Genomic DNA, 23,117 nt, shown 5'->3' with positions numbered 1-23,117 from the left:
TTAAGCCGCAATGCATAAAATGAGTTACTGCGGTTTAAGGATGATTATCTAGGAGGCGGTGATGTTTACTGTTCATATTGATAACGATATTGAATTGGCTCTAATAGAAGAATCTCTCGCGGCTCAATACTGTGCACTTGTCAGCGAACAAATCGATTACCTTTCACAGTGGTTGGCTTGGCCTGCCTTTTGTCAGAGTGAACAAGATTTTCGTCACTTCATCCAACGTTCATTGCACGATTATGCCGAAGGGCAATCTCTCACTTGCGCGATACTCTATCAAGGAAAACTGGTTGGCAATTGCAGTTTAAATAGCATTGATCATGATCTCAGTCGGGCAAAAATTGGCTATTGGCTTTCTCAAAATTACACCGGAAAAGGCATCATAACCCGCTCGGTGCTTAAACTCATCGACCTCGCCTTTAATCACTATCAGATCCATAAAGTAGAGTTAGCCGCTGCGGTCGATAACCTCCCTAGCCGCGAGATAGCAGAACGTACCGGGATGAAACTCGAAGGCATTATTACCAACAGTGAAAAAGTAGGTGATCGTATTCTCGATCACGCAATTTATGCCATACATAAGTCCGTTTAGCGTCACTATCTGTTATTGAGTGTTCATTTCGTAGGGCAGAGACCCAAGCGTAACTTGATACTCGGCACAAAATTGTTACACAATACAAAACTATTGTTAGTGAAGTGATAGCATATCGTTTCAATTAATCATTTTGTTTGCCCATGCCCACTTTACTTAAACTCATTTTCATCGCTATTGCGCTGATCACAGGCTATTTCGCTCAAGATATCTCCTCGTGGTTCAGTAACGACAAACAAAGCCAACTGGCGCAATACTGTCAGTTATCGACTCGTGGTTGTGAGCAAGAATCCATCACGGTAAAACTTGATCGCGATGTCGCCCAGCCTTTAATGCCTGTGCAGATTTCTGCTACTTGGCCAAACAGCCAATCACCTTCGCTACGGCTAACGCTTAACGGGCACGAAATGGATATGGGCACGGCATTGTTTGAACTCCAAGCCACCGGTAATAGTCTCTATCAAGCTGAAGTGCTGCTACCCGCCTGTACGATGGAAAACATGACTTGGGTTGGTCAATTATCCGATGGTCAACAGTCAATCTCCCTCGCAATAAGGATGGCACGATGAGTAAAAATTGGTCTCTAATTCTAGTCGCCGCCTTTGCTCTGGGGTATGGCGTAAAGGTTTTTATTGATAGCAAACCGACTCCTGCCGTTAATGAAGCAGATAGTGCTAAAGTGATATTTCAGGGCGAAAACAACAACGCTGTCGATCTTTTCGATAACCAAGATGATCGTGTGCGGATAATTTATTTCGGTTTTACTCATTGCCCAGATGTTTGTCCCACATCTCTTGCCATGTTGGCGGGCGCACTCAATCAACTCGACGACACGACCAAATCAAACATTCGTCCGATATTCATTTCTCTCGATCCTGAGCGAGACGATGCCAATACAGCTCATACTTATGCTCAGTATTTTCATCCTCTGATTGAAGGACTATCAGCGCCAATCACCGTGACTCAGCCTCTCGCCACCAAATATGGCGTGGTATTTAAAAGAACCGAACTCGAAGAGTCTGAGCTGCAATATACGCTCGACCACAACTCTTATTTTTACTTTATTCACCCCGATGGTAGCTTGATCACTAAGGTGCCTCATACGCTCACGCCGGCACCTTTAGTTGCCGCAATCAAAAGTCTCAACCAACAATAACAAGGACTGACAATGAAACTCAACGCTTTGCTCTTAGCCGCCTTAGCGCTCAGCCCGATTGCTCATGCCAATATGGATATAATGACGCACCATCCATACGCTCGTGCGACACCACCTAACGCAGCAACCAGCGCGGTATTTGTCGAATTAATGAATCACACAGAACAAGATCGCGCCATCGTTGCGGCATCAACACCAGCAGCAGGCAAAGTTGAGCTGCATGACGTTATCCATGACGGCGATGTTATGCAAATGCGCCAAGTAGAACAAATTGAAATTCCAGCTCAAGGCCATGTCTCGTTAAAACCTGGCAGTTTGCACATCATGCTATTTGAGTTAACTAAACCTCTGGTTGAAGGTGAAAGCATTGATGTTGAACTCACTTTTGCCAATGGCGAAAAGCAAACTTTCAATGCCCCTATCAAAGCGGTGATGAAAGGAATGAAACATCATCATTAATTATTACTAAGTGGGAAAGGGGCTGAGCATAACTCAGCCCCTTTTGTTATGCTTCTCGCAATCAATAGACCTGATGCTGCATCGCTCACAGCAGGCATCACATGCTTGAGGTAGTAATATATGAACAGCACTGTTCATCCCGTAACACTCTCTCAACTGGGTTGGAACCATTTATTTCAAACTCAGTTGACGCTCGATGAGCTTGAATCCAATACCATCGCTCGAATTAGTGAACATCACCGTAGTGGTTACACGCTCGTCAGTGAGCAGGGAGAAATGGCTCTCGCCATACACAAGTCGCTACCCGACATGACGGTTGGCGACTGGATCGTACTTGATCGTCATGGTCAATTTGTCCGGTTACTTGAGCGCCAATCCCTATTTAGCCGCAAAGCTGCGGGTAGCAAAGTGGCAGAACAGCTCATCACCTCGAATATCACTACTTTGTTTATTGTTTGCTCGCTCAACGATGACTTCAACTTAAATCGGATCGAACGCTATCTTGCCATCGCTTATGAAGCCGATGTCGAGCCCGTTATTATCTTGACCAAAGCCGACTTGTGTAATGACGCCGAAGAAAAACGCGCACAAGTCCAATCACTCGATACTATGCTGATGATAGAAGTCGTCAATGCGCTTTCAACGGAGCAATGCCAAGCATTATTAGCTTGGTGTAAGAACGGAAAAACCGTCGCCTTTATGGGCTCTTCCGGTGTCGGAAAATCCACCTTAGTGAACAGTTTACTCGGCGAGAGCACTCAATCGACTGGCCATATTCGGGAAAACGATAGCAAAGGTCGCCATACCACCACCAGCCGTTCATTGCACTTATTGCCAAGTGGTGGAGTATTAATTGATACGCCGGGAATGCGCGAGCTACAAATTCATGACTGCGCTGATGGTGTTGAACAAACATTTTCTGATATCCAAACGCTGGTTGAACAATGTCGATTTGCCGACTGCCAACACGTCAATGAACCGGGATGTGCGATCAATAAAGCATTAAATGCAGGTCAAATCGACCTACGACGCGTCAACAACTACCTAAAGCTAATGCGTGAACAAGAACGAAACAGCGCATCACTGGCAGAACAACGATCCAAAGACAAGCAATTCACTAAATTTTGCCGTTCAATACAAACAGAGAACCGCTCACGAAAGAAGGGCCTTTAGATAAATTTCGTTTGTCGACAGCATTAGAGGAGCAATTCGCTCCTCTTTTTTAACACTAAGTAAACGTTAAAATGCAACATAAAATTCACAAAAAATCACAAATTGCAATCTTTAACCCTAATATCCAATTATTTCTAGACACAATATCTCAAAGCGCTAGTATAAATTATCTCAGTAGCCATTCGCTGAGCGACGCCCAAGACACACCAAAATACTAATTACTTGGGTAATACAATCGAATTACATAAATACTTCGCAGGGATAACTATGCAACACAACTCTCTCTTAGCACGATTTGCACGAGGCAATTTAGTGCTCCAAATCTTAGTCGGTATCATTTTGGGTATCGCACTGGCATTAATTGCACCTGAATCAGCCCAAAGCGCAGGCTTACTTGGTAGCTTATTCGTCGGCGCACTAAAAGCCGTCGCACCGATCTTGGTGTTTATCTTGGTGGCCGCTTCAATTGCCAATCAACGTAAAAACCAGCATACCTACATGCGCCCTATCGTGATCTTGTACCTTTTTGGCACCTTCACCGCAGCGTTAACTGCAGTGAGCATGAGTTTTCTTTTTCCAACCACTCTAACTCTGGTGTCAGGCGCTGAAGGGGCAACCCCACCGCAAGGTATCGCTGAAGTTCTCAATACACTGCTTTTCCAAGTGGTTGATAACCCAGTGCATGCACTAATGAACGCAAACTATATTGGTATTTTAGCGTGGGCGATCGGTTTAGGTCTGGCGCTGCACCATGCATCAGGCACTACGAAAGCGGTTTTTGAAGACTTAAGTAACAGCGTGTCACAAATTGTACGCTTCATTATTCGTCTCGCCCCGTTTGGTATTTTTGGTCTTGTTTCATCAACCATCGCCACAACGGGCTTCTCTGCACTCGCAAGCTACGGTCACTTATTAGCGGTACTACTTGGTGCAATGGCCGTCATTGCTCTTGTGGTAAACCCATTGATTGTACTGTTTAAAACCAGAGAAAACCCATACCCGCTGATTTTTCAATGCTTACGTGAAAGTGGTGTTACGGCATTCTTCACTCGTTCAAGTGCAGCGAATATTCCAGTGAACATGGCGTTGTGTGAAAAGCTAAATCTGGATGAAGATACTTACTCTGTATCGATTCCACTGGGTGCAACCATCAACATGGCAGGCGCTGCGATTACTATTACGGTATTAACGTTAGCCGCTGCCCATACTCTAGGTATCCAAATTGACCTACTTACTGCGTTGCTACTGAGTATTGTTGCTGCGGTTTCTGCGTGTGGAGCTTCAGGTGTTGCTGGTGGTTCACTACTACTGATTCCGCTCGCTTGTAGCCTGTTTGGTATTCCAGATGAGATCGCGATGCAGGTGGTTGCCGTTGGCTTCATCATTGGTGTAGTACAAGATTCTGCTGAAACAGCCCTAAACAGCTCAACGGACGTTGTCTTTACCGCTGCAGTTTGTAAACAGAAACAAAAGCAACAACCTCACGGTTAGAGCCGATGATATAAGGTTTAGGCCTAGTGGTTTAAACCACACAACAAGTAAATGCAAAAAAGCCCCGAGATCACTCTCGGGGCTTTTTAATTGGTTTTTTCTAATCGCGAGATTAACAATCTACCATGCTTAACTGCGCGACCTATCCATGGGGGATTGTGAGAAGTCGAGCGTGGCGGCTGATGTGACACTCACTTGAGGCTGTTGATTGGATGAATCATCAATGGCCTGAAAAGGCCCCCCATCAAGTGTTTCTTCTTGCGATAATACCTCGCTGGTCATCTCTTTCTCTACTTGTCTGTTAGACTTAGATGCTGTGTCTGAGTCTTTAGTGACCGATGGCATTGGATCATATTTGTCTATGTCGATCTCACGCTTATAGAGTTTATTGAAGGCTTTAATCAAGGCGTGCTTACTTACTTTATTGGCTAATATTCGCTTAAGCATTGGTTTTGCAAGCGCTTGCAAACCCACAACAGTATCAACACTCAAGTTAAGCGCGACTTGTTCACGCAAAACTCGGGCTTCTTCATGCCCCATCTGTCCTGCTAAGAACAGCCAGATATACGCAATACTGCGGCCACTCACGCCATGCTCAAGCCAAATTTCACCGGCCTTATACATGGCTGGAACATAGCCTTTTTCAGCGGCACGCTCTAACCAATAGCACCCATGAGCAAAATCTTCTTCAACACCAATACCATTCAGATAATTAAGGCCCAGTTTCATGCGACCTTCGTTGTTACGTAATAGTGCGACTTTCCGAAACCACTCGGTCGATGCGACAGGACTAGGGGAAGGGTTGGCATTCGCAATCATCCAATCACCAAGGAACAGCATTGCTGGTTCATATTGTTGTAATGCAGCTTGCTCCATTAATGCATAACCCTTGTCAAAATTCTGCTCAATACCTCTGCCGTAATAAAGCGCTTCTGCGACTTGGAATTTCGCAGACATATCACCATCACTCGCCGCAATGGCCTTTTTCCAGAATTTTGCCTGCTCTCTTAACACCATGTCATCACGCATTCGTTCACTGATGCGAACAATACCGTACATGCCGGTTACGTTGTCTTGCAATGCGGCTTTATGATACCAATAGAGCGCCTTGCGCAAATTGGTTCGTTCGGCTTCTTTCGCCAAGTACAAAATCATCGTAAGGTCACCATTTTCCGCTTTCCTTACGCGCTGCTCTTCTTCTTGCTTGCGGTCACGTTCAAGTGCTTTACGGTAGGTGATTTCCCGTTGTTTACGCTCGCGTTCAACACGCTTTTGTCTTAATGACAGCGCCAGCATCCAAGCAAATAACAGCAGTAAGAGTAACCCGGTCGCACTAATGGCGATCCCCATCATATTCATTATTTTTATGCCACACGTTGAGTTAATGGTCGCTAACTTGCTCTACCCCAACCTTTCTTAGGTTGTTCGGTGAAAAGTCAATTGCAGCCTGTTGCAAGACTCTAGTTCCTGCACCTGAAGTTACTAACCTCTATATCGGCTTTTTGCCGAAAACATTGAGAGATTTCATCACACTTAGAGCTGATTCGCGAACTAAATCGATGGGTAAACGACCGGCTCATCAATTTGTGACTCACTTATCAATTCACATAATTATGTTATAAATCCGTCAATTACAACCAATCGCTATTGATAGTTCGCTGAATAAAAAATCCTTTTCTCTTCCGTATAAAATAGCATACATCTCGGGGAGAACATTGCTCAGCAATCGTATGCGTTATCATTTATCGCATCATTTTAAAAAGAAATGACAAAAATTGACCAAAAACAATAGAACAACCAGATCACTTATTTTATAATGCGAATTAATGTGTACAGCATATTGAATTCCAATAATTAGGGGCAAAAAATGAGACTTATCCCGCTTCAACAAGCAGCACAAGTAGGTAAATGGGCAGCAGCGCATATCGTAAAACGTATTAACGATTTCGTACCAACAGCTGAGCGTCCGTTCGTTCTAGGTCTACCAACAGGTGGTACTCCTCTAGCAACTTACAATGCACTAATTGAATTGCACAAAGCTGGCGAAGTTAGCTTTAAGCACGTAGTTACTTTCAACATGGATGAGTACATTGGTATCCCTGCGGATCACCCAGAGTCATACCGTTCTTTCATGTACAACAACTTCTTCAACCACATCGACATTCAGGATGAGAACATCAACCTGCTTGACGGTAACGCGGCTGATAACGAAGTTGAATGCCAACGTTACGAAGACAAAATCAAGTCTTACGGCAAAATCAACCTATTCATGGGCGGCGTAGGTAACGACGGTCATATCGCATTTAACGAGCCAGCATCTTCTCTGTCTTCACGCACTCGTATTAAGACTCTGACTGAAGAAACTCGTATCGCGAACTCTCGCTTCTTCGATGGCGACATCAACCAAGTACCTAAGTACGCACTAACGATTGGTGTTGGCACTCTACTAGACGCACAAGAAATCATGATTCTGGTTACAGGCCACAACAAAGCGCTAGCTCTAGAAGCAGCAGTTGAAGGTAGCGTTAACCACCTATGGACTGTATCTGCACTTCAGCTACACCCTAAATCAGTGATCGTATGTGACGAGCCATCAACTCAAGAGCTTAAAGTGAAGACAGTTAAGTACTTCCATGAGCTAGAAGCTGAGAACATCAAAGGTTTCTAATCTTTAGTTCACTCTATTGATGAAAAAGGAGGCAATCGCCTCCTTTTTGTTTATCTTTATTCATCGAGTCCAAAAGAACAGTAATACCGCAGCAGCGAGTAACCAAATGATTGTGGCGAAAGCTAACGTCGTCGGTAATTGATAACGATAACTCAGCCAATAAACCGCAAGTAAATACGCAGCATAAGGCAGTAAAGAAAACAGCCCAAACAACGCAGTTGCTCGTAGCCCCTCCATCCCTTTCTCTTCACCAACAATATAGTGTGCGATCAGAGCAAAAGTCGGAAACAGCGGTACTAATCCAGCAACGAAAAAGTATGGTGTGCGAGATAAAAGCGCAATAACCAATACAGCCAAAGCACCCAGCATACTTTTGAGAAACAAAGCCAACATTACAATGCTCTTCTAAGCGAGATTCATCAGCAATTGTTCATCGGTCATATACTTGTGTTTGGCACTCAGATTACGCACATGCATAAACATAAATTCAGGAAAACCAGGGGCAAGTAACGAGTTCGGTTCCCAACACACACCACCAATAAAAATGTAACGACCTTGTTTGCTGTCATCATGCAGAGGATTATTGAGTGGTGTCGATAATTCTGCTCGGCATCCTTCAATGACACAGACAATTTGCCCTTTTGCGATGCCCACAACGCGGCTAACGACATTGGCCTTTACACCACATTTCCACGCTTGACGCGTTGCCATCTCAAAGCCAACTTTGCGCACACCTTTATGTACATTAACGATCAAATTCATTTTTCTGCCATTATTTTCATCCTTTAACGTTCAGAGTAACGTGGAAAGAAACAACAACACGACAGGTTAATTCCGGCGATTCTCACCAGATGAAAATTTCCCCAAAGCCTTTATGTCACTTGAATCATACGCCTGAGCAGATAGAATTCTTAAATTTGATACAAAGTTTTGCACCTATTACTTATCCGCCTCCTATACTTAAATCAGCATTTAGGCAGCCTTCTAGGAGCGTATGATGAATAGCATTATTTTCGCAGTACTGCTGCTAACCACTCCAGCCTCAGCCACCGGGCCCAACTCTTTACCTTTAAAATGTGAACTACTAGAAACCACCGATACCTTTTTATTCTATCCAGAACAAATGGTGTACCGCAGTGAGCAATTTGTTCTTTTTCAAAACTTTAAAGGTAGAGTTATCACTCAGGTCGATGTGAATACTGGCGACCTCATTCGCACTACCTATCTTGGCAAAACCTATGAACCAAGCTATCAAATTTTAAAAGGTCGATGCAAAGAGACGGTCCATATCCTTGATTTTTGGCAACTTGATCAAGCGCCATAAATGACTGTTGGTATCGGCAATTTATCATCCTAACTGATCGTACTCGTCGAGTATTATCACCGACAACAAAAGAGCGAGCGGACCATGACTCGCTCGCCCTTACTCACTTAAACACTGCGTTTCGTCATTAGTAGGATGTCACCAATAACGCTCGTAGATAATATTACCTGCTTGAGCTGTACGATGCTTAGTAAGCCCCTTCTCGGTTAAGGTAGAGATGGTACTTTTGATCATTTCAGGATTGCCACATAACATAACAAAGCTTTCTTCGGCATGAAATTCGGCGTCGGTTGCTTGCATCAATTCACCACTCTCAATAAGAGCTGGAATGCGACCATGTAGCGCCTCTGGCACTTGCTCTCTCGACACGATAGGCTGGTAAATCAGTCGTCCTTGATACTGTTCAACTAACTGATTAATCAGGTAACGGTACACGAGGTCGGATTGATGTCGAACAGCATGAACCAGTACGATTCGCCGGTTACTTGGCCTAAAATTGAGATCATCAAGCAAAGCAAGAAAAGGCCCAATGCCGGTTCCAGTAGAAAGTAACCATAACGTATCACTTTGCTTTGGAATCGACTCAAACGTTAAGTCACCATTGGCTCTCTGACCAACAAAAATTGCTTGCCCTTCTTTTAGTTGATGTAAGCGCGGACTCAGTTGTCCATTAGGATCAGCAATAATCAAAAATTCCAACATATCACTGCTCGTCAGAGGCGCATTAACCAGCGAGTAAGCCCGGGAGATAGTATTACCTTCATCATCGAGTAATGCCAATTTGGTGAATTGCCCCGCTTTAAAAGAGAGGTTGGCGCCGCTTAAGCGAAGACTGAATATTTCCTTGGTCCAGTCGGTTCGCTTCGCAACGATCGCCTGAGAATAGCCTGTTATTTCATTCATCTTCACCTCTTGTCTCATCACCAACAGCGTTATTAACAGTTTAAAATATAGACCATTCGCTATTTTTTAAGCGGGTGTTTTATTGTTGAACGATAGTACTTCTCTTGGTTTGGCAAAGGGCTGATGTCATTGATCACACAACCAATCCGAGACAATAAATCACCTGTTGAGCGCTAATTTCCCAACAAAGACAATTGCATAAGTCACTGTTTTTATTTAGCCTTATTCGATCACCGTCATGAATTCTGATCATGATGAGCTTTTTAAATTTCAAGCATCCCCTCTTTTTATCATTGCACAGGAGATAAGCATCACCATGAGCAAAAAATTACTGCTGACCTTGGTCATCGCAGCAGGCATATCGACATCTACCCACGCCCAGCAAGACCCATGCAATAATCTTGATTTTACAGCGCCAGATCGGCTGTTTAACGCCGTTGAATACCAATGTTCTATTAGAGTCGGTGAAATGCTCAAAATGGGTGCAGATCCTAACGTGACTGACTATTTGCACGTGACGCCACTGATATATGCCGCCATCGAAGATCAATCATTGATCATCGAGCAACTCATTAAAGCAGAGGCTAACGTTGATGCTGCCACCCACTCAGGGGTCACCGCCTTAATCGCCGCGGCTAAAAATGGCAGCATTCATGCAGCGCAACAATTAATCGCTGCCAACGCCAAGCCAGATCTCATCGACGATAACGCAATGACCGCACTGATGTACGCAGCCAAAAACAACCATGCAGACATCGTCGATGAATTAATTAAAGCCAAGGCAAACTTCGATCTCGCTGACGAGCGTGGTTTCACCGCTTTAATGATGGCAAGCTGGGAAGGAAATGCCGCAATGGTTGAAAAACTGCTAGCAGAGAATGCCACTGTCGATATTCAATCATCCAATGGCTATAACGCTCAAACGGCCCTCATTTTCGCCAGCGATAAAGGCCATACTGAAACCGTAAAACAGCTACTCAAAGCCAATCCAAGAACTTATATAAGGGACAACTTTGGTAAATCCCCATTAGATTATGCCAAAGAAAATGGTCATGACGAGATTGTGATCTTACTTGAGCAGTACCAGCCACCTGCTTACTCTGTGCTGCCTAAAGATAAGGCGCTATGCCAACAAACTTTCAGTCAACAGCAGCAACAACCGCTATTTTATGCCATTGATCACGACTGCGCCGAAGCCGTGAATAAGCTCGTCAGCGAAGGGGCTAACCTCAATGCCATTAACGGTTATGGTTATACTCCGTTAATGGTGGCGGCGATCCAACGAAATCCTGTTATTGCACAGTTGCTTATCAAGGCCAATGCCGACGTCAATGCAATAGAACCTGAATACGCTAGAACCGCGCTAATATTTGCGAGTTCTCGAGGTTCGTTGGAAGTGGTCAACCTGCTATTAGAAGCCGGCGTTGACGACATCAACGCAAAAGGCAAATGGGGAGACTCTGCTCTGATAGAAGCAATCTTTGATGATCACGTCGCCATAGTAGAACGTTTAGTACAGGCCAATGCCAGTCTGGATATCTCCAGTCGTTACGACCTCAATCCATTAATGATGGCCAGTCTTCAATCGCCAAAGGTAGTCAAATATTTAATTAGCATTGGCGTTGATGTTAATGAGCAAAACAAAGAGACGGGTGAAACGGCACTGATGACCGCGAGTAAAAGGGGACAATACTCTATTATTAAGCTACTAACTCGAGCAGGCGCACAATTGGATATCGAGAGTAAAAACGGGGCGACAGCCATGAGTATGGCAAGAAACCCCGAGAGTAAATTGAGATTAAAAATGGCTCGATACGAACAACTGGTACCTCAACTGCACAAGCAACTAGAACAAGCGGTATCAATCTCAGATCCAGAGGTGCAAAAACTGGTCAAACAAATTATCGACGTTGCTCCCGTCGGTTACCGGATGACATCGTTTGAACGCCGTTATATGGAAGATAAGGAATCGATGCTTTCACTGCCAACAGACGCCTTCATCGTGAGACGGATGTACCACTAATCTTGTGTGCATACAAAGCCATCATCATCTGACCAACACTGAGCATTCCCAAGGGAATGCTCTTTTTAATCAAGTTCCCTTTCATCTGCGCCTTTTGCTTTATAAAGCCAAACTCGCTTAGGGATGAACAAGTCAGCAAGTCGATGGTAAAATAAACGCTCGAACCGCTGTAAGGCCACATTAGGAATCGTTTCAATGTTACATGCACAAGCTTTTATCCAACAGGGTGTTCACTACCTACCGCATTACTTTACTGTACCACTCGACTACAACGACGTAGCACAAGGTCAGCTGACCCTTTTCGCTCGTGAAGTGCGCTTAGCCGGTGATGAGTTGAGTGATAAACCTTGGCTGGTTTATTTTCAAGGAGGGCCGGGCTTTCCAGCACAGCGTCCTAATGGCCACGGCGGTTGGTTGAAACGTGCATTACAAACTTATCGCGTGTTACTGCTTGACCAACGTGGCACCGGCAATAGCTCAGTAATATCGCACCAAACCCTTGCGTCGTTCACGCCCGAGCAGCAAGCGGAGTACCTAAGCCATTTTCGTGCAGATAACATCGTTCGCGATGCCGAGACTATTCGTCAACAATTCGGTGTCGAACAGTGGGCGATTCTCGGTCAAAGCTTTGGTGGTTTTTGCTCATTGACGTACCTTTCGCGGTTTCCACACAGCCTATTGCGTAGCTACATTACGGGCGGTGTACCTTCAATTTCACGCCCGGCAGATGATGTTTACCGCGCGACATTTAAACGCACCATGGATAAGAACCAAGCCTTTTTTCGTCAATTTCCACAAGCGCAAGCGATGTGCCAAGCGATTGCCAATCATTTGATCGATCACCACGAGTTCCTGCCTAATGGGCAGCGTTTTACCGTAGAACAATTCCAACAAATTGGCATTAACTTTGGCATGAGCGACAGTTTCATTGCCACTTATTACCAGCTCGAAAATGCCTTTGTCGAAATCAATGGCCAACCACAACTGCGCTACGAATTTCTTAGTGCGATGCTCGCCGAACAAGGCTTTCAAACCAATCCCATCTACGCCATTTTGCATGAATCGATCTACTGCCAAGGTGAAGCGTCAAATTGGAGTGCCCAGCGCGTACGTAGTGAATTGAGCCCATTTAATTACCAAAAAGGCCAACCGTTCTACTTTACTGGTGAAATGGTATTCCCTTGGATGTTTGAGCAATACGCCAATCTCAAACCACTGCAACACGCGGCAGAATTATTAGCCGTAAAAAATGATTGGCCTGCGCTGTATGATGCTAAACAACTGGCAAACAATACCGTGCCAGTGAGCTGCGCGGTGTACGCGGATGATATGTTTGTTGAAATGGACTATAGCCGTGAAACCTTAGCCCAAATGGGTAATGCTAGTGCATGGATCACCAATGAATATGAACACAATGGCCTGCGAGCCGATGGTGAACGAATTCTTGATAAACTGATTGCTATGGGTGATCAAACCGCCGCTATGCTACAGTAACCGCCAATGAATGAAAGATTCGCACTTAATATCCATACCACCACGCCGCCATCTCGCGGCGGAGAATTATGTTAACAATATCCAACACTGTCACACTACAAGCATGGGAAATACAAATGACCGCCATCCGCGCCCAAGGTGCGGGTGGTCAAAACGTCAATAAAGTATCTTCTGCCATTCACTTACAGTTTGATATCAACCACTCTTCTTTACCTGCTTTCTATAAAGAACGCTTGCTGGCACTTAAGGATTCACGCATTTCTAAAGATGGCGTGATCACCATTAAGGCTCAGCAATTTCGTACCCAAGAGCAAAATAAAGAAGACGCGCTTAACCGATTAGCAGAATTGATCCGCGCAGCGACGGTGGTGCAAAAGCATCGTCGAGCCACCAAACCAACTCGCGGTTCAAAAGAGCGTCGTCTCAAAGCTAAGGGCATTAAAAGCCAAACCAAATCACTCCGAGGTCGCTTACGCGATTAAGGCGACCGTCACTAGGCCTAAGCTCACACAATGAGCTTTAACCATTTATTTTCAATGACATAGTTAATCTCTCGTTTTATGCTAAATATCTATATGCATTAGCCGTAAGTATGCTTAACTATGTCTGTCTCTGACGCTTCTGAACTTGAAACTCCAACAGCAATCACCGCCTCCCCTTTCACGGTGACTTTTAACCCCCAATCGATTGATTCACTGCGAGCTGGCCTCACCGTCTACCGCCATTTGCTCGAACAGGAAGAGGCCTTTGGCGATTTTTATTGTCGTATTCGTTTTTGCTTAGAAACAGGCAGTAGCGATGTATTAGGTGAGCTATTCGATAAACCGCTAGTCACGTTATTGATGCGCTATGCTGGTCATGACGATAAAGATATTCAACCTGAGCTATCACTAGCTCGAAGCTACTTACCGATGGAGAGTGTTTTTTTCCTCTTCGCTTGCCAACATCCTCAACTTGAGGCAGATATTGAGGCGACAGCTAAAGTGATGTGTCAAACCTCACGTCGTATCAATAACTCCTCCAATATGTGGATTTCAGATACGGAAGTCTTCGGCCTTCAGGCTCTGTTGATGATTGCGATGCATTACCCTCGACTCACGTATTTATTAGCAGGTTACGTCGTACCTAACTGGGACACAGAGCATGCTCCATACGGAGAAGAAGTACTTGGTGTTGTCGCAAGCCATTTAGGCTACAACGAGCATACTCTCAAAGCCTTTTGCTACTGTGATAATGCCAACGCTCAAGCCCAAATGTTCAACTTGAAATACACTGCATACGACGAGCAAAAACACGCACTAGGTGAACATTCTGCCTCGTTGCTGCAAATATTCCGCGAAGACCCACTAGAATTTGAACGCTTTAGAGCCGCATTAAAAGAGCGCTTTGTCGAACAAGACTTTTTACAGACCAATAATAATGGACGCGAATATTGCGAAAAGCCGATCGAACGGATCATGCTATCTATCGTTTCTCCCATCTCTTGGCATCGCGACAGCGATAATAATTTAGAAACACTAAGCCAAACCTTTATTGATAGTCCAACGGATGATGTTGCAGCCGATCTTACCCTAGAGATCGAGCAATACTTAGGCCGCCCAATCGTCGCACCAAAAGTGATTGAACAAGAACCACTCGGTGACCTCTATTACACTTGGGGAACCGGTGAAGAAGAGTGGAAAGCCTTCGTATGTGAAGGCGTCGATAACGGTAAAGCGCTATGGCATTACATCGTTAGTGGGGAAAACCCACAAGTGCTCGATACCATTACACCATGTGATATAGAAACGGTAGCTAAAACGGGCAACTTTAAAATTAATCACCACATTCAGTATTTCACTGGTCCTTATGAATGCCTAGCCAGCCAATTAGAACATATTCTCTATAACCTGATCGCTGATTGGACGATGCGTAATCAAAGTGGCGAACCGAATGAGGCCGAAGGTCGATTCAAGCTATTTCGCATGTTAGATGTCATTCATCGTTGGAATGACAAACACCCCTTTCACCCTGACTTTGTTTCTAAGATGGTGGAAGAATACCAGTTCTTTACCGATGCTGATTTCATCGCTCGTTTTAATGGTGATTGGCGCATTCTTTTTAACCGTTATGTGGAAAGTTTTTCCAGCTACAGCGGCAGTGTCGACCATAGTGACGCGATCGCGGTTTATCGTTTAATTGCTGATCATCGTGACCAAGTATTTGAACTTATCATGCAGGCGGACTTTGTTGATCATTATCATCTTGAAGTGCAGTTGACCGCTTGTGCTGTCATCCTCAATTTCGATCTAGAACAAGGTCTCTGTGATCAGCTTACTCAGCAAGTATCCGCGTTTTTATCCGCCCACTTACCTGTCGCCGCTCTTGCAGCCATTGATCATTATAGTCATTACGATGAGCATCAGGGATACGGCGATGAGTTAACCGATGAGCAGAAAGCGAGCTACCAGCAGCAACGTACTGCCATCGTTGGCTACCTTGATGGCACACATCAGGATCAACAACTTGCCACCACCAGTCTTGCCGCTTATCAGCGATGCGACAGTTTCAAATATCAAGTCAACCCTGTGCAGCCCTACTACTTATTTATCTCCCACTTCCACAAAAGTGGGCAGAAATTACTGGTCTGTGCCGATGTTTATGCGCGTTATTTGGCGGCAACAACCCCAAATTCAACCGATGTATTCAGTCGTAGATTCCTCGATCTTTGGTTGCTCATCGCGCCATTAAAAACCGCGTACCTGTTGTCCAAATTCTATGTCGACGAAGCATTAGAAACTCAAGTTCAATATGAGCATTTAGCCTCTCGCCTTGAGGTTCTATCACCTGTCACTCAGCAAGCTATCATAATAGAAAGACGCATCGACGACCTTTCATACTGGGAGGATAAGCAAGCGCTGCTCGCTTCACTCTTTGATGGCTATATTGCCCAAGCTGAAGAACAAAATGGCGCCATTGAGCAAGCTTTAGCTCTGATACTGCCACGTCATAAACAAACCTTTATGCTCGAGCTGAAAAAATATGCTCCGCAGCTCACCCTCCATTATTTTGACCAAGAAATCATCACGGTGATTTTGGCGCAATTTAAACGCTACATCACACGTCATAATTCACAAGCTCACGAACTCACTCTAGAACAACAGCAACATTTTGAGTTGTTCAACCACTATCTGCACTTAGATCGCCTAGCCGATGAAACCGAAATTTCTCAGTTGACCTCCGTTTTGCAAACTGAACACGTATCCACTTTAAAAGGTGAGTATGGTGAGGCTGAATTAGCGACTCTATTCTGGTTTATCCAACCGGAGCGACAAGCCAATATTATGAGTTTATTCGCTCATACGCCGATGCTAGAGCTTAGCGAGCTCTATAATCAAAGAGAAGACGACAACCAAGAAAACAACGCACTGTGGTTATGCGAAAAAATGTTGCAACTGGGTGCTAGCAAAAGTCACTTATTGAAGAAAATCGTTGCCGAAGAGTGGGGAATGGCTCTGAAACACTTCGCCCAACAAGACGATATTATTGAGCATCTAAATCAGCTCACGCTGGAAGATTTAGAAGCAACGTTAGTCAAGTTGGCACAACAGGGCAAATTTGAACCGATCATCAACTACTATCACGATCATCGTTCACGCCATATTCGCGATCTCATCGCAGAGATTCAACTCGGTCGATATGCACCTAAATCCAATCCTGGCATTGAAATTATGGATTACGGTATCTATGTTGACGGCCATGAAGGTGACGAGGTTGAAGGCACTCAACAAGAGGAGATTGAGCAGAGCGAATTCAAGACAATAGCGCAACTTGAGCATCGCCAGCAAAGTCATTTAGTTGAAATAGAGCTCAACCGAACCTTTGGTGTTCGTTTAGAGTATTTTTCGAATGAAGATGGTGAAGAGGAGTACCCACAACAAGTCGCATTAACAATACGCCTACACCATCCTTATATTGCCCAACAGCAAGGCTATGTCTCGGAATGGCAAAGCAGTATTGAAGTCGATTGCAGTGCCTTTATTGGCTGGACCATGTCACATAAAAGTTTATGTATCCCGGGAGTTTATCGTTTTGATATCTTTGATGATGCCGAAAACCTTATTGTGACAAAAACATTTCACATAATGGAAAGCCGCCCAATACGTGTTAAACCGGTCATTGATCTTTACCAATCCAACCAATTAGATAAGCAATCAATCGGTAGTGTAAATCTCAATAGAGAAGGCTTGGCGATTGTCGCACCGTGTCGCGTTAATAGTGCCTTAAACTTAAGTAATCGACTTACGACCAATATTGCTCAAGTCTATTGCTATCGCCAAAATAAAAGATTGGCCTTATGTGAGATTGAACTTAGCCATGATGCGGCTCAACATTGGTACCCAGCTGTGAACCAACTCGTTCCATCCATTGAAACACGTTTAAAGGGCAAACATTTATTATTAGGAACCACGGCTGCCGTTGAGAAAGCACTCGCTCAACCCAAATTATGGAAAAAGTTGCTAACCAAGGCGACGCCAGCTGCGGTGTTCCAACCGGATCCTTTTCAGGCCGAGAATGTGATTGGTTTACATCTCAATCAAAAAGGCGTGCAGGTGCTGTTTGGCTACTCAACCGAAGGGGAACTATGCCGCGTTCTTATCGTACATTGCAAACATGGCTTATTACGCCGATTCTATCTACATATGATGGAAAAACTCGCGATGAAAACCCTCGCTGAGGTAGGACCAAATCCGATGATATAAACGAAAAAGCCGCTTAACGATTAATTTAAGCGGCTTTTTAAATTCAATTTCTACGATGTTTATTGATTAGAAACGATGGTCGATCGAGAGGAAGGCACTTTTACGATCGCCTAAACCCACTTCACCGAGCAAGTACCAACTGTCTGTCACTTGATATTGCATCCCAAGCAGCGGATTCCACTTGGTGACTAAGCTTTGTTCTACACGGAAGCTAGCATCATCAGGCACGAGGCCGTCTGGGATTCCTATATCAATATCTTTAACTTTACCTTCTAGCACCTGTTCAACATCTTGGTACATCGCGCCGGCCCATAATCGAAGAGGAACACCGTGTTTGGTAAAATCATAGCCGATACGAGGAGATACAACGATAGCGTCAATTTCTCCTTCGATGACCGTAAGACGAGTTTGAGTGTAACTCAGATCCACGAGAGCAAATGCATTCCCATAACCACCCGCGATGACCGTACCGATACCATACATATAGCCATCTAAAGCGAGTTCGAAATTCGGGATATCACCTTTATGCTTAATTGGGCCCAAAAACGGTATATCAAGCGTGACATTATATTCAACACTCGCGCGCGAGTAGCCCTCAAGCATTCCGGCAATGGCATAGACATTAAGAAAAGGAAATAGCCATGCATCAGCACGAATGCTCATCACATCCGTTTTTTGCATACCACCATTAGCCTTCATGTCTAACCCAATTCGATCCGGCAAATTTAGACCACTTAGGGCAATCGAATTAACGTTGATATCTTGCTCTAACGTCATATAACTCAGACTAATACCCACTGCTTTTGGCAGTTCATAGCCCAACGCTTCCGCCTTATCCTTCCAAATAGGCAGCGAAAAAGATTCAGCCTGCGCAGAAAAGGAAAACAGCGAGGTCAATAAAGTGGTCAGTAAGCTACGTTTAATCAAAGTTATGGCACATCAGCAAAATAATTAGCGCGCATCATACTATTACCGCACAAAAAGTAAACCTTGTGGTTTACTTAATAAGTCACTCTGATTGACCACGATAACTACACCGCCGCAACCATTTTTTGTAATAGAGCGATCATTTGCTGTTGCTCTTTATCATTTAAACTACTCAACATCGTCTGATTTACCGCCACTGGAATCGGCAATAATTGTTCTTTCAAAGACCGGGCTTGTTCTGTTAAGTAGATACGATATGAGCGGCGGCTATGTGGATCGGCTCGACGCTCAACCAACCCGAGATTCTCAAGCTTATCGAGTGTACGAGTGGTGGTGGAGTTTTCCACTTTGGATTTCGCAGCAATGTCTCGCTGAGTCACCCCTTCCTCTTCCCACAGACACATCATGGTTGGCCATAGTGCGACACTTAAACCATGTTTTTTTAGCTCCGCATCAAACATTTTTTCCGCTTTGCCAGCCACCACGTTGATCATCCAACCAAAGCTAGACTGTCTATCAAAATTATCACTCATTGTTCAGACCGTTGTTTAAATCATTGATAAAGCAATTATTGCCATGGTAACCAATGTCGCGACAACTAGCATCAAAAATGCATAACCTTGCGAGACAAAAGCCACTGGCTGAACAGCTTCAACATGGCTTTGTACTCCGGTAATCATCGCCTTTACTAATCCTTTGCCACGCAATTTATAGATTAAAATCGCCGCAAGATGTACACCGACCAGTACGGGTAAAACATCCGCTAGCACCACATGAGCCTGTACCAATAACTCAAAAATAGTATCCGTTAGCCATAGATGAGACAGTGGAAGGCCATCCAATAAACCCGCTAACGCAAGCCCTGAGATACATTGAATTAGTAAGGCTGAGAGTAGGCTAAGTACCATCCATGCACCGAGTGGATTATGCCCCACTTTCGCGGTAACTCGGCCAGCGGCGTATTTTAAACTGGTGATCGGCGAAGAGACAAAGTAGCGGAAACGGCTGGTTTCACTGCCGACAAAACCCCAAATCAATCGCCATAAAATTAGCGTTAACAGTGCAAGCCCCAACTGCACATGCGGACCATTACCAGAGTTACCACTCACGAGTAAAGCGATAAACAGCAGTGCTTGTAACCAGTGATATAGGCGTGTAGCTAAATCCCAAACTTTCATATTAAACCTCAATTACTCTTCTATTCAGATACTTAGTTGCCCGTTCAATTTGCACCCAAGCTGCAATGGCAAATAATTTACACAACAATAGTTGCACCCGCAACTATTGTTGTGTAAGTTATTTGCCGCCCTGTTAACAACTCACTGAATCACGAGAATGAGATCATGAAAATCCAACTAATACTCATCGCACTAATGACCCCTTGTATTGCTCTAGCAAGTAGCGATTCTCAACTGATAAAGAATCGTCAAGAAGCATTTACTCATATCGAACAACAGCTTAAAGAAGCGACTGAACATTTAGATGGCCTTGAAACGGACTGGCTAACGGTTGAGATTAGCGCAATACAACTACAAGAAATGAGTGAGAGCTTGCAGCAAAGCTTTCCCCAAGGGAGCCAAGAAGGCAGTAAAGCGAGTGACAAGATTTGGCAACAACCAAACGAATTTAATCAATTGATGCAGCAAATGGATCAAGGCTTTGAAACGCTCTACAGAGCAACAAAAGAGCACAATGTGGATCTTGCTGAGCAAGGCATTGAAGCAGCGCAACAGACATGTAGAGCCTGTCATCGCACCTATCGCTCTCGTTGGTAAATGCAAACGCAGAATCACATTACACTCATAGTACTACGCCAATAACGCGACACTATCTAACAAGATGAGAGGACCTATCGATGAAACAATCATTGGTTACACTACACAAAACCTGCGCAGTTTTAGCCTTTATTATGATCGCCAGTTTTTTCAGCAGTTCTTTAATTAGCGAACTTTTTGCCGATCACGCTACCGTGGCGAGCGTCAAATATTACATTTCTTGGGCGGTCTGGGGGGTGCTCCCACTAATGGCTATGACAGGGATAACTGGATCGAAAATGGCACCAAAGGTTAAAAGTGGTGTCGGCCCAATTGGTCGCAAAAAGAAGCGCATGCCGATTATTGCCGTTAATGGCTTGCTCATCTTGCTACCGTGCGCAATGTATCTCAACGTATTGGCGAGCCAAGGGCTATTTGATCAACATTTTTACCTTATACAGGGAATAGAATTGATTGCTGGTTCGATAAATTTAACCTTAATGGCACTCAATATTCGTGACGGGTTAACGATCAAAAAGCCTAAGATCAGAAAATAAAGCAGAACATTAAAAAGCTCATCATCCAGCTACGCTACTCATCCGGTTTTTCCGCAAGCAGGTATACCGCTTTAACTCGTTTGCCTAATAAGTCCGTGATGACATTTTGGAAGCCAGCAGTCGCTGCAAGTTCATGAGCCAGAACGGGGGTCATCACAGTATTATTCGCTGACTTGATGCCATATTTACGTAAATATCGATATTTCAGTGCCCATTTATTGCAAAAGGTCATGCCGTGCAGAGTAAAACTGATGAGGATGATTCTTCCACCAGGTTTGAGTACCCGCATGCACTCTTGCAGCGCATGCACTGGATTGGGGATAACATGAAGTAAGTTGGCCATAAAGACGGTATCAAAGGATTGATCTTTATAGCGCAGCGCAAAGCAATCTGCTTGCTCGACAATCACTTTAGCTTGGTGTTCAAAGCGAATTTTACTCACTTCAAGCATTGGCAAAGATAAGTCAGTGGCAACGATGCTATCACTGGCGTCGATAAGACTTTCAGTATAGGTTCCATTACCACAGCCGAGCTCTAATACCGCGCCTAAATCATGATGCTGACGCAAGCGTGTTTTGATCGTTTGGATCTCTTTTAGGCCAACCACGTAATTGTTGCTCGCCTCAAAATTTCTGGCAAATTCTTCCCATTTGTTTTCCACTCTTTCACTCCTTGGAATCACAAATTACAAAATGCCACATTGCTTAAAAAATATTCTAATTTTTATTTTTTCACCACAATACGAATAGATAACGTTCGAATCAGCGAGTAAGTTAAAAAATGAGACCAAGCCCCAAATTTGTAGCACCGGAATGACGATTTACAGATGAGCAGCCTAGAGGTGCACTTAACAAGGTAGGTAAGAGATAGGTTTAAAAATTACTTAGGATTGAAATAGCTAGCGAGTAATGAACGAGCTAATAAGTCTTATATCCAGCTACATAGCAGGGTATAAGACTAATATTTATGACCACACTTTATTGATTGCTTCTAGGGTTATTTTTGTGCTCGTTGCCATTGCACCAACCACTTATCGAGTTGGTTGGCAAACTGCTGACGATCCGCTTGGCTCATTGGCGCTGGACCGCCACTTTGAATACCACTACTGCGCATGGTTTCCATAAAATCACGAATATTGAGACGCGACTTAATGTTGTCTTTAGTAAACAGCTCACCACGAGAACTGAGGGCATGCCCTCCTTTAGTAATCAACTCGTCGGCCAACGGAATATCACCGGTAATGATTAAGTCCCCTGCTTCGGTACGTTTCACAATTTCGTTATCCGCAACATCAAAGCCAGCCTCTACTTGCAAGCTGGTGATGTTTGCTGCCGCTGGCGTACGAATATACTGATTCGCTACAAAAGTGATTTCAACTCCGGTACGTTGCGCAGCACGAAACAATACCTCTTTAATCACAACCGGACACGCGTCGGCATCAACCCAGATTTTCATAGTCATTCCACTTTTTTTATTTGGCCAAATTGTAACGGTTGAGGACGCTTTTGTCTCACGGTTGTTACTTATCCATTAGCACGCATATCTACTCTTGTGTAAACCGTTTAGCCTCGATCAATAAAAAAGGAAGATAGAGCTTAAAGAAGGAATTATTTCATTCACTTAGTTACTTCTTGCCGCTCTATAAGCCACCAAAATGGCTCGTTTCTGGTTAGCCACCTATAACATTTGCTGCGCTTACGTTTATTTTGATAAATTTATTTTTTAAAATAGATAAGATTTTGTTATCAATCGCATTTTAATGGTGATAAAGATCACATCCGCAACCCTAAACCAACCTTTTTGCTTTTTAATTTACCAACTCCACTGCTAACCTCCCGCACCTCCCCATTG

General features: G+C 44.2%; 23 protein-coding genes. 14 read left to right on the top strand and 9 right to left on the bottom strand.

Going from position 1 to position 23,117, the window contains the following annotated elements:
- Positions 1-61 precede the first annotated feature (61 nt).
- The 6 genes from RH88_RS03265 to sstT all read left to right on the top strand — a co-directional run bounded on the left by RH88_RS03265 (position 62) and on the right by sstT (position 4,874).
- Positions 62-595, top strand: coding sequence for a GNAT family N-acetyltransferase (locus tag RH88_RS03265; RefSeq protein WP_005593436.1), 534 nt, complete (start codon positions 62-64; stop codon positions 593-595).
- Between the two features lie 143 nt (positions 596-738).
- A complete protein-coding gene (locus tag RH88_RS03260) occupies positions 739-1,164 on the top strand; it encodes a hypothetical protein (protein ID WP_005593435.1) in 426 nt (141 codons plus the stop codon).
- Complete coding sequence (locus tag RH88_RS03255; RefSeq protein WP_005593434.1) at positions 1,161-1,751, top strand: SCO family protein; 591 nt, start codon at positions 1,161-1,163, stop codon at positions 1,749-1,751. The genes RH88_RS03260 and RH88_RS03255 overlap by 4 nt, the downstream gene beginning before the upstream one ends.
- A gap of 12 nt (positions 1,752-1,763) precedes the next feature.
- Entirely contained in the window at positions 1,764-2,210 is a 447-nt protein-coding gene (locus RH88_RS03250) for a copper chaperone PCu(A)C (RefSeq protein ID WP_005593433.1), read from the top strand.
- A 120-nt stretch (positions 2,211-2,330) separates the two neighbouring features.
- Positions 2,331-3,383: a ribosome small subunit-dependent GTPase A gene (rsgA, locus tag RH88_RS03245; RefSeq protein WP_005593432.1), complete on the top strand. Its 1,053-nt coding sequence runs from the start codon at positions 2,331-2,333 to the stop codon at positions 3,381-3,383.
- A gap of 267 nt (positions 3,384-3,650) precedes the next feature.
- Positions 3,651-4,874, top strand: coding sequence for a serine/threonine transporter SstT (gene sstT, locus RH88_RS03240; protein ID WP_005593431.1), 1,224 nt, complete (start codon positions 3,651-3,653; stop codon positions 4,872-4,874).
- A 129-nt stretch (positions 4,875-5,003) separates the two neighbouring features.
- On the opposite strand, the gene RH88_RS03235 is transcribed toward sstT, so the two are convergent.
- Positions 5,004-6,233: a tetratricopeptide repeat protein gene (locus tag RH88_RS03235; protein ID WP_005593430.1), complete on the bottom strand. Its 1,230-nt coding sequence runs from the start codon at positions 6,231-6,233 to the stop codon at positions 5,004-5,006.
- Positions 6,234-6,741: 508 nt separating this feature from the next.
- Between RH88_RS03235 and nagB the strand changes: the two genes are divergently transcribed.
- Positions 6,742-7,542, top strand: a complete 801-nt coding sequence (gene nagB / locus RH88_RS03230) for a glucosamine-6-phosphate deaminase (protein WP_005593429.1) — start codon at positions 6,742-6,744, stop codon at positions 7,540-7,542.
- 60 nt (positions 7,543-7,602) lie between these two features.
- Here the strand turns inward: nagB and RH88_RS03225 are convergent, their stop codons facing one another.
- Together RH88_RS03225 and RH88_RS03220 are read right to left on the bottom strand one after the other, a co-directional pair.
- Entirely contained in the window at positions 7,603-7,935 is a 333-nt protein-coding gene (locus RH88_RS03225; RefSeq protein WP_005593428.1) for a GlpM family protein, read from the bottom strand.
- A 12-nt stretch (positions 7,936-7,947) separates the two neighbouring features.
- On the bottom strand, positions 7,948-8,304 hold the full coding sequence (locus tag RH88_RS03220) for a hypothetical protein (protein ID WP_005593427.1): 357 nt from the start codon (positions 8,302-8,304) through the stop codon (positions 7,948-7,950).
- Between the two features lie 235 nt (positions 8,305-8,539).
- Between RH88_RS03220 and RH88_RS03215 the strand changes: the two genes are divergently transcribed.
- Complete coding sequence (locus RH88_RS03215) at positions 8,540-8,866, top strand: hypothetical protein (RefSeq protein WP_005593426.1); 327 nt, start codon at positions 8,540-8,542, stop codon at positions 8,864-8,866.
- A 138-nt stretch (positions 8,867-9,004) separates the two neighbouring features.
- On the opposite strand, the gene RH88_RS03210 is transcribed toward RH88_RS03215, so the two are convergent.
- On the bottom strand, positions 9,005-9,769 hold the full coding sequence (locus RH88_RS03210; protein WP_005593424.1) for a ferredoxin--NADP reductase: 765 nt from the start codon (positions 9,767-9,769) through the stop codon (positions 9,005-9,007).
- Between the two features lie 316 nt (positions 9,770-10,085).
- Here RH88_RS03210 and RH88_RS03205 point away from each other — a divergent pair, with 316 nt between their 5' ends.
- The 4 genes from RH88_RS03205 to RH88_RS03190 all read left to right on the top strand — a co-directional run bounded on the left by RH88_RS03205 (position 10,086) and on the right by RH88_RS03190 (position 18,028).
- A complete protein-coding gene (locus RH88_RS03205; protein WP_138944244.1) occupies positions 10,086-11,792 on the top strand; it encodes an ankyrin repeat domain-containing protein in 1,707 nt (568 codons plus the stop codon).
- Between the two features lie 195 nt (positions 11,793-11,987).
- A complete protein-coding gene (locus RH88_RS03200; protein WP_005593420.1) occupies positions 11,988-13,286 on the top strand; it encodes an alpha/beta fold hydrolase in 1,299 nt (432 codons plus the stop codon).
- 68 nt (positions 13,287-13,354) lie between these two features.
- Complete coding sequence (arfB, locus tag RH88_RS03195) at positions 13,355-13,768, top strand: alternative ribosome rescue aminoacyl-tRNA hydrolase ArfB (protein ID WP_005593419.1); 414 nt, start codon at positions 13,355-13,357, stop codon at positions 13,766-13,768.
- Positions 13,769-13,888: 120 nt separating this feature from the next.
- A complete protein-coding gene (locus RH88_RS03190) occupies positions 13,889-18,028 on the top strand; it encodes a DUF3859 domain-containing protein (protein WP_005593418.1) in 4,140 nt (1,379 codons plus the stop codon).
- Positions 18,029-18,094: 66 nt separating this feature from the next.
- On the opposite strand, the gene RH88_RS03185 is transcribed toward RH88_RS03190, so the two are convergent.
- The 3 genes from RH88_RS03185 to RH88_RS03175 form a co-directional block, all read right to left on the bottom strand.
- Positions 18,095-18,955, bottom strand: coding sequence for a hypothetical protein (locus RH88_RS03185; RefSeq protein ID WP_005593417.1), 861 nt, complete (start codon positions 18,953-18,955; stop codon positions 18,095-18,097).
- 104 nt (positions 18,956-19,059) lie between these two features.
- A complete protein-coding gene (locus RH88_RS03180) occupies positions 19,060-19,488 on the bottom strand; it encodes a MarR family winged helix-turn-helix transcriptional regulator (RefSeq protein WP_005593416.1) in 429 nt (142 codons plus the stop codon).
- A 15-nt stretch (positions 19,489-19,503) separates the two neighbouring features.
- Positions 19,504-20,133 carry a cytochrome b/b6 domain-containing protein gene (locus RH88_RS03175; RefSeq protein ID WP_005593415.1) on the bottom strand — a complete coding sequence of 210 codons (630 nt, stop codon included), beginning with the start codon at positions 20,131-20,133 and terminating at the stop codon, positions 19,504-19,506.
- A 165-nt stretch (positions 20,134-20,298) separates the two neighbouring features.
- Here RH88_RS03175 and RH88_RS03170 point away from each other — a divergent pair, with 165 nt between their 5' ends.
- Positions 20,299-20,730, top strand: coding sequence for a c-type cytochrome (locus RH88_RS03170; RefSeq protein WP_005593414.1), 432 nt, complete (start codon positions 20,299-20,301; stop codon positions 20,728-20,730).
- An 80-nt stretch (positions 20,731-20,810) separates the two neighbouring features.
- Positions 20,811-21,266 carry a hypothetical protein gene (locus RH88_RS03165; protein WP_005593413.1) on the top strand — a complete coding sequence of 152 codons (456 nt, stop codon included), beginning with the start codon at positions 20,811-20,813 and terminating at the stop codon, positions 21,264-21,266.
- Positions 21,267-21,300: 34 nt separating this feature from the next.
- Here the strand turns inward: RH88_RS03165 and RH88_RS03160 are convergent, their stop codons facing one another.
- Positions 21,301-21,927, bottom strand: coding sequence for a class I SAM-dependent methyltransferase (locus RH88_RS03160; protein ID WP_005593410.1), 627 nt, complete (start codon positions 21,925-21,927; stop codon positions 21,301-21,303).
- 335 nt (positions 21,928-22,262) lie between these two features.
- The gene (locus RH88_RS03155) at positions 22,263-22,721 is read right to left on the bottom strand and encodes a YaiI/YqxD family protein (protein ID WP_005593409.1); all 459 of its coding nucleotides are present in this window, start codon (positions 22,719-22,721) and stop codon (positions 22,263-22,265) included.
- Positions 22,722-23,117: the final 396 nt, after the last annotated feature.

Origin of the sequence: Vibrio scophthalmi LMG 19158 (genome assembly GCF_000222585.1) — a bacterium.
Classification (GTDB): Bacteria; Pseudomonadota; Gammaproteobacteria; order Enterobacterales; family Vibrionaceae; genus Vibrio; species Vibrio scophthalmi.
The sequence above is the reverse complement of the archived record's forward strand: the minus strand, read 5'-3'. Positions and strand labels throughout refer to the sequence as shown.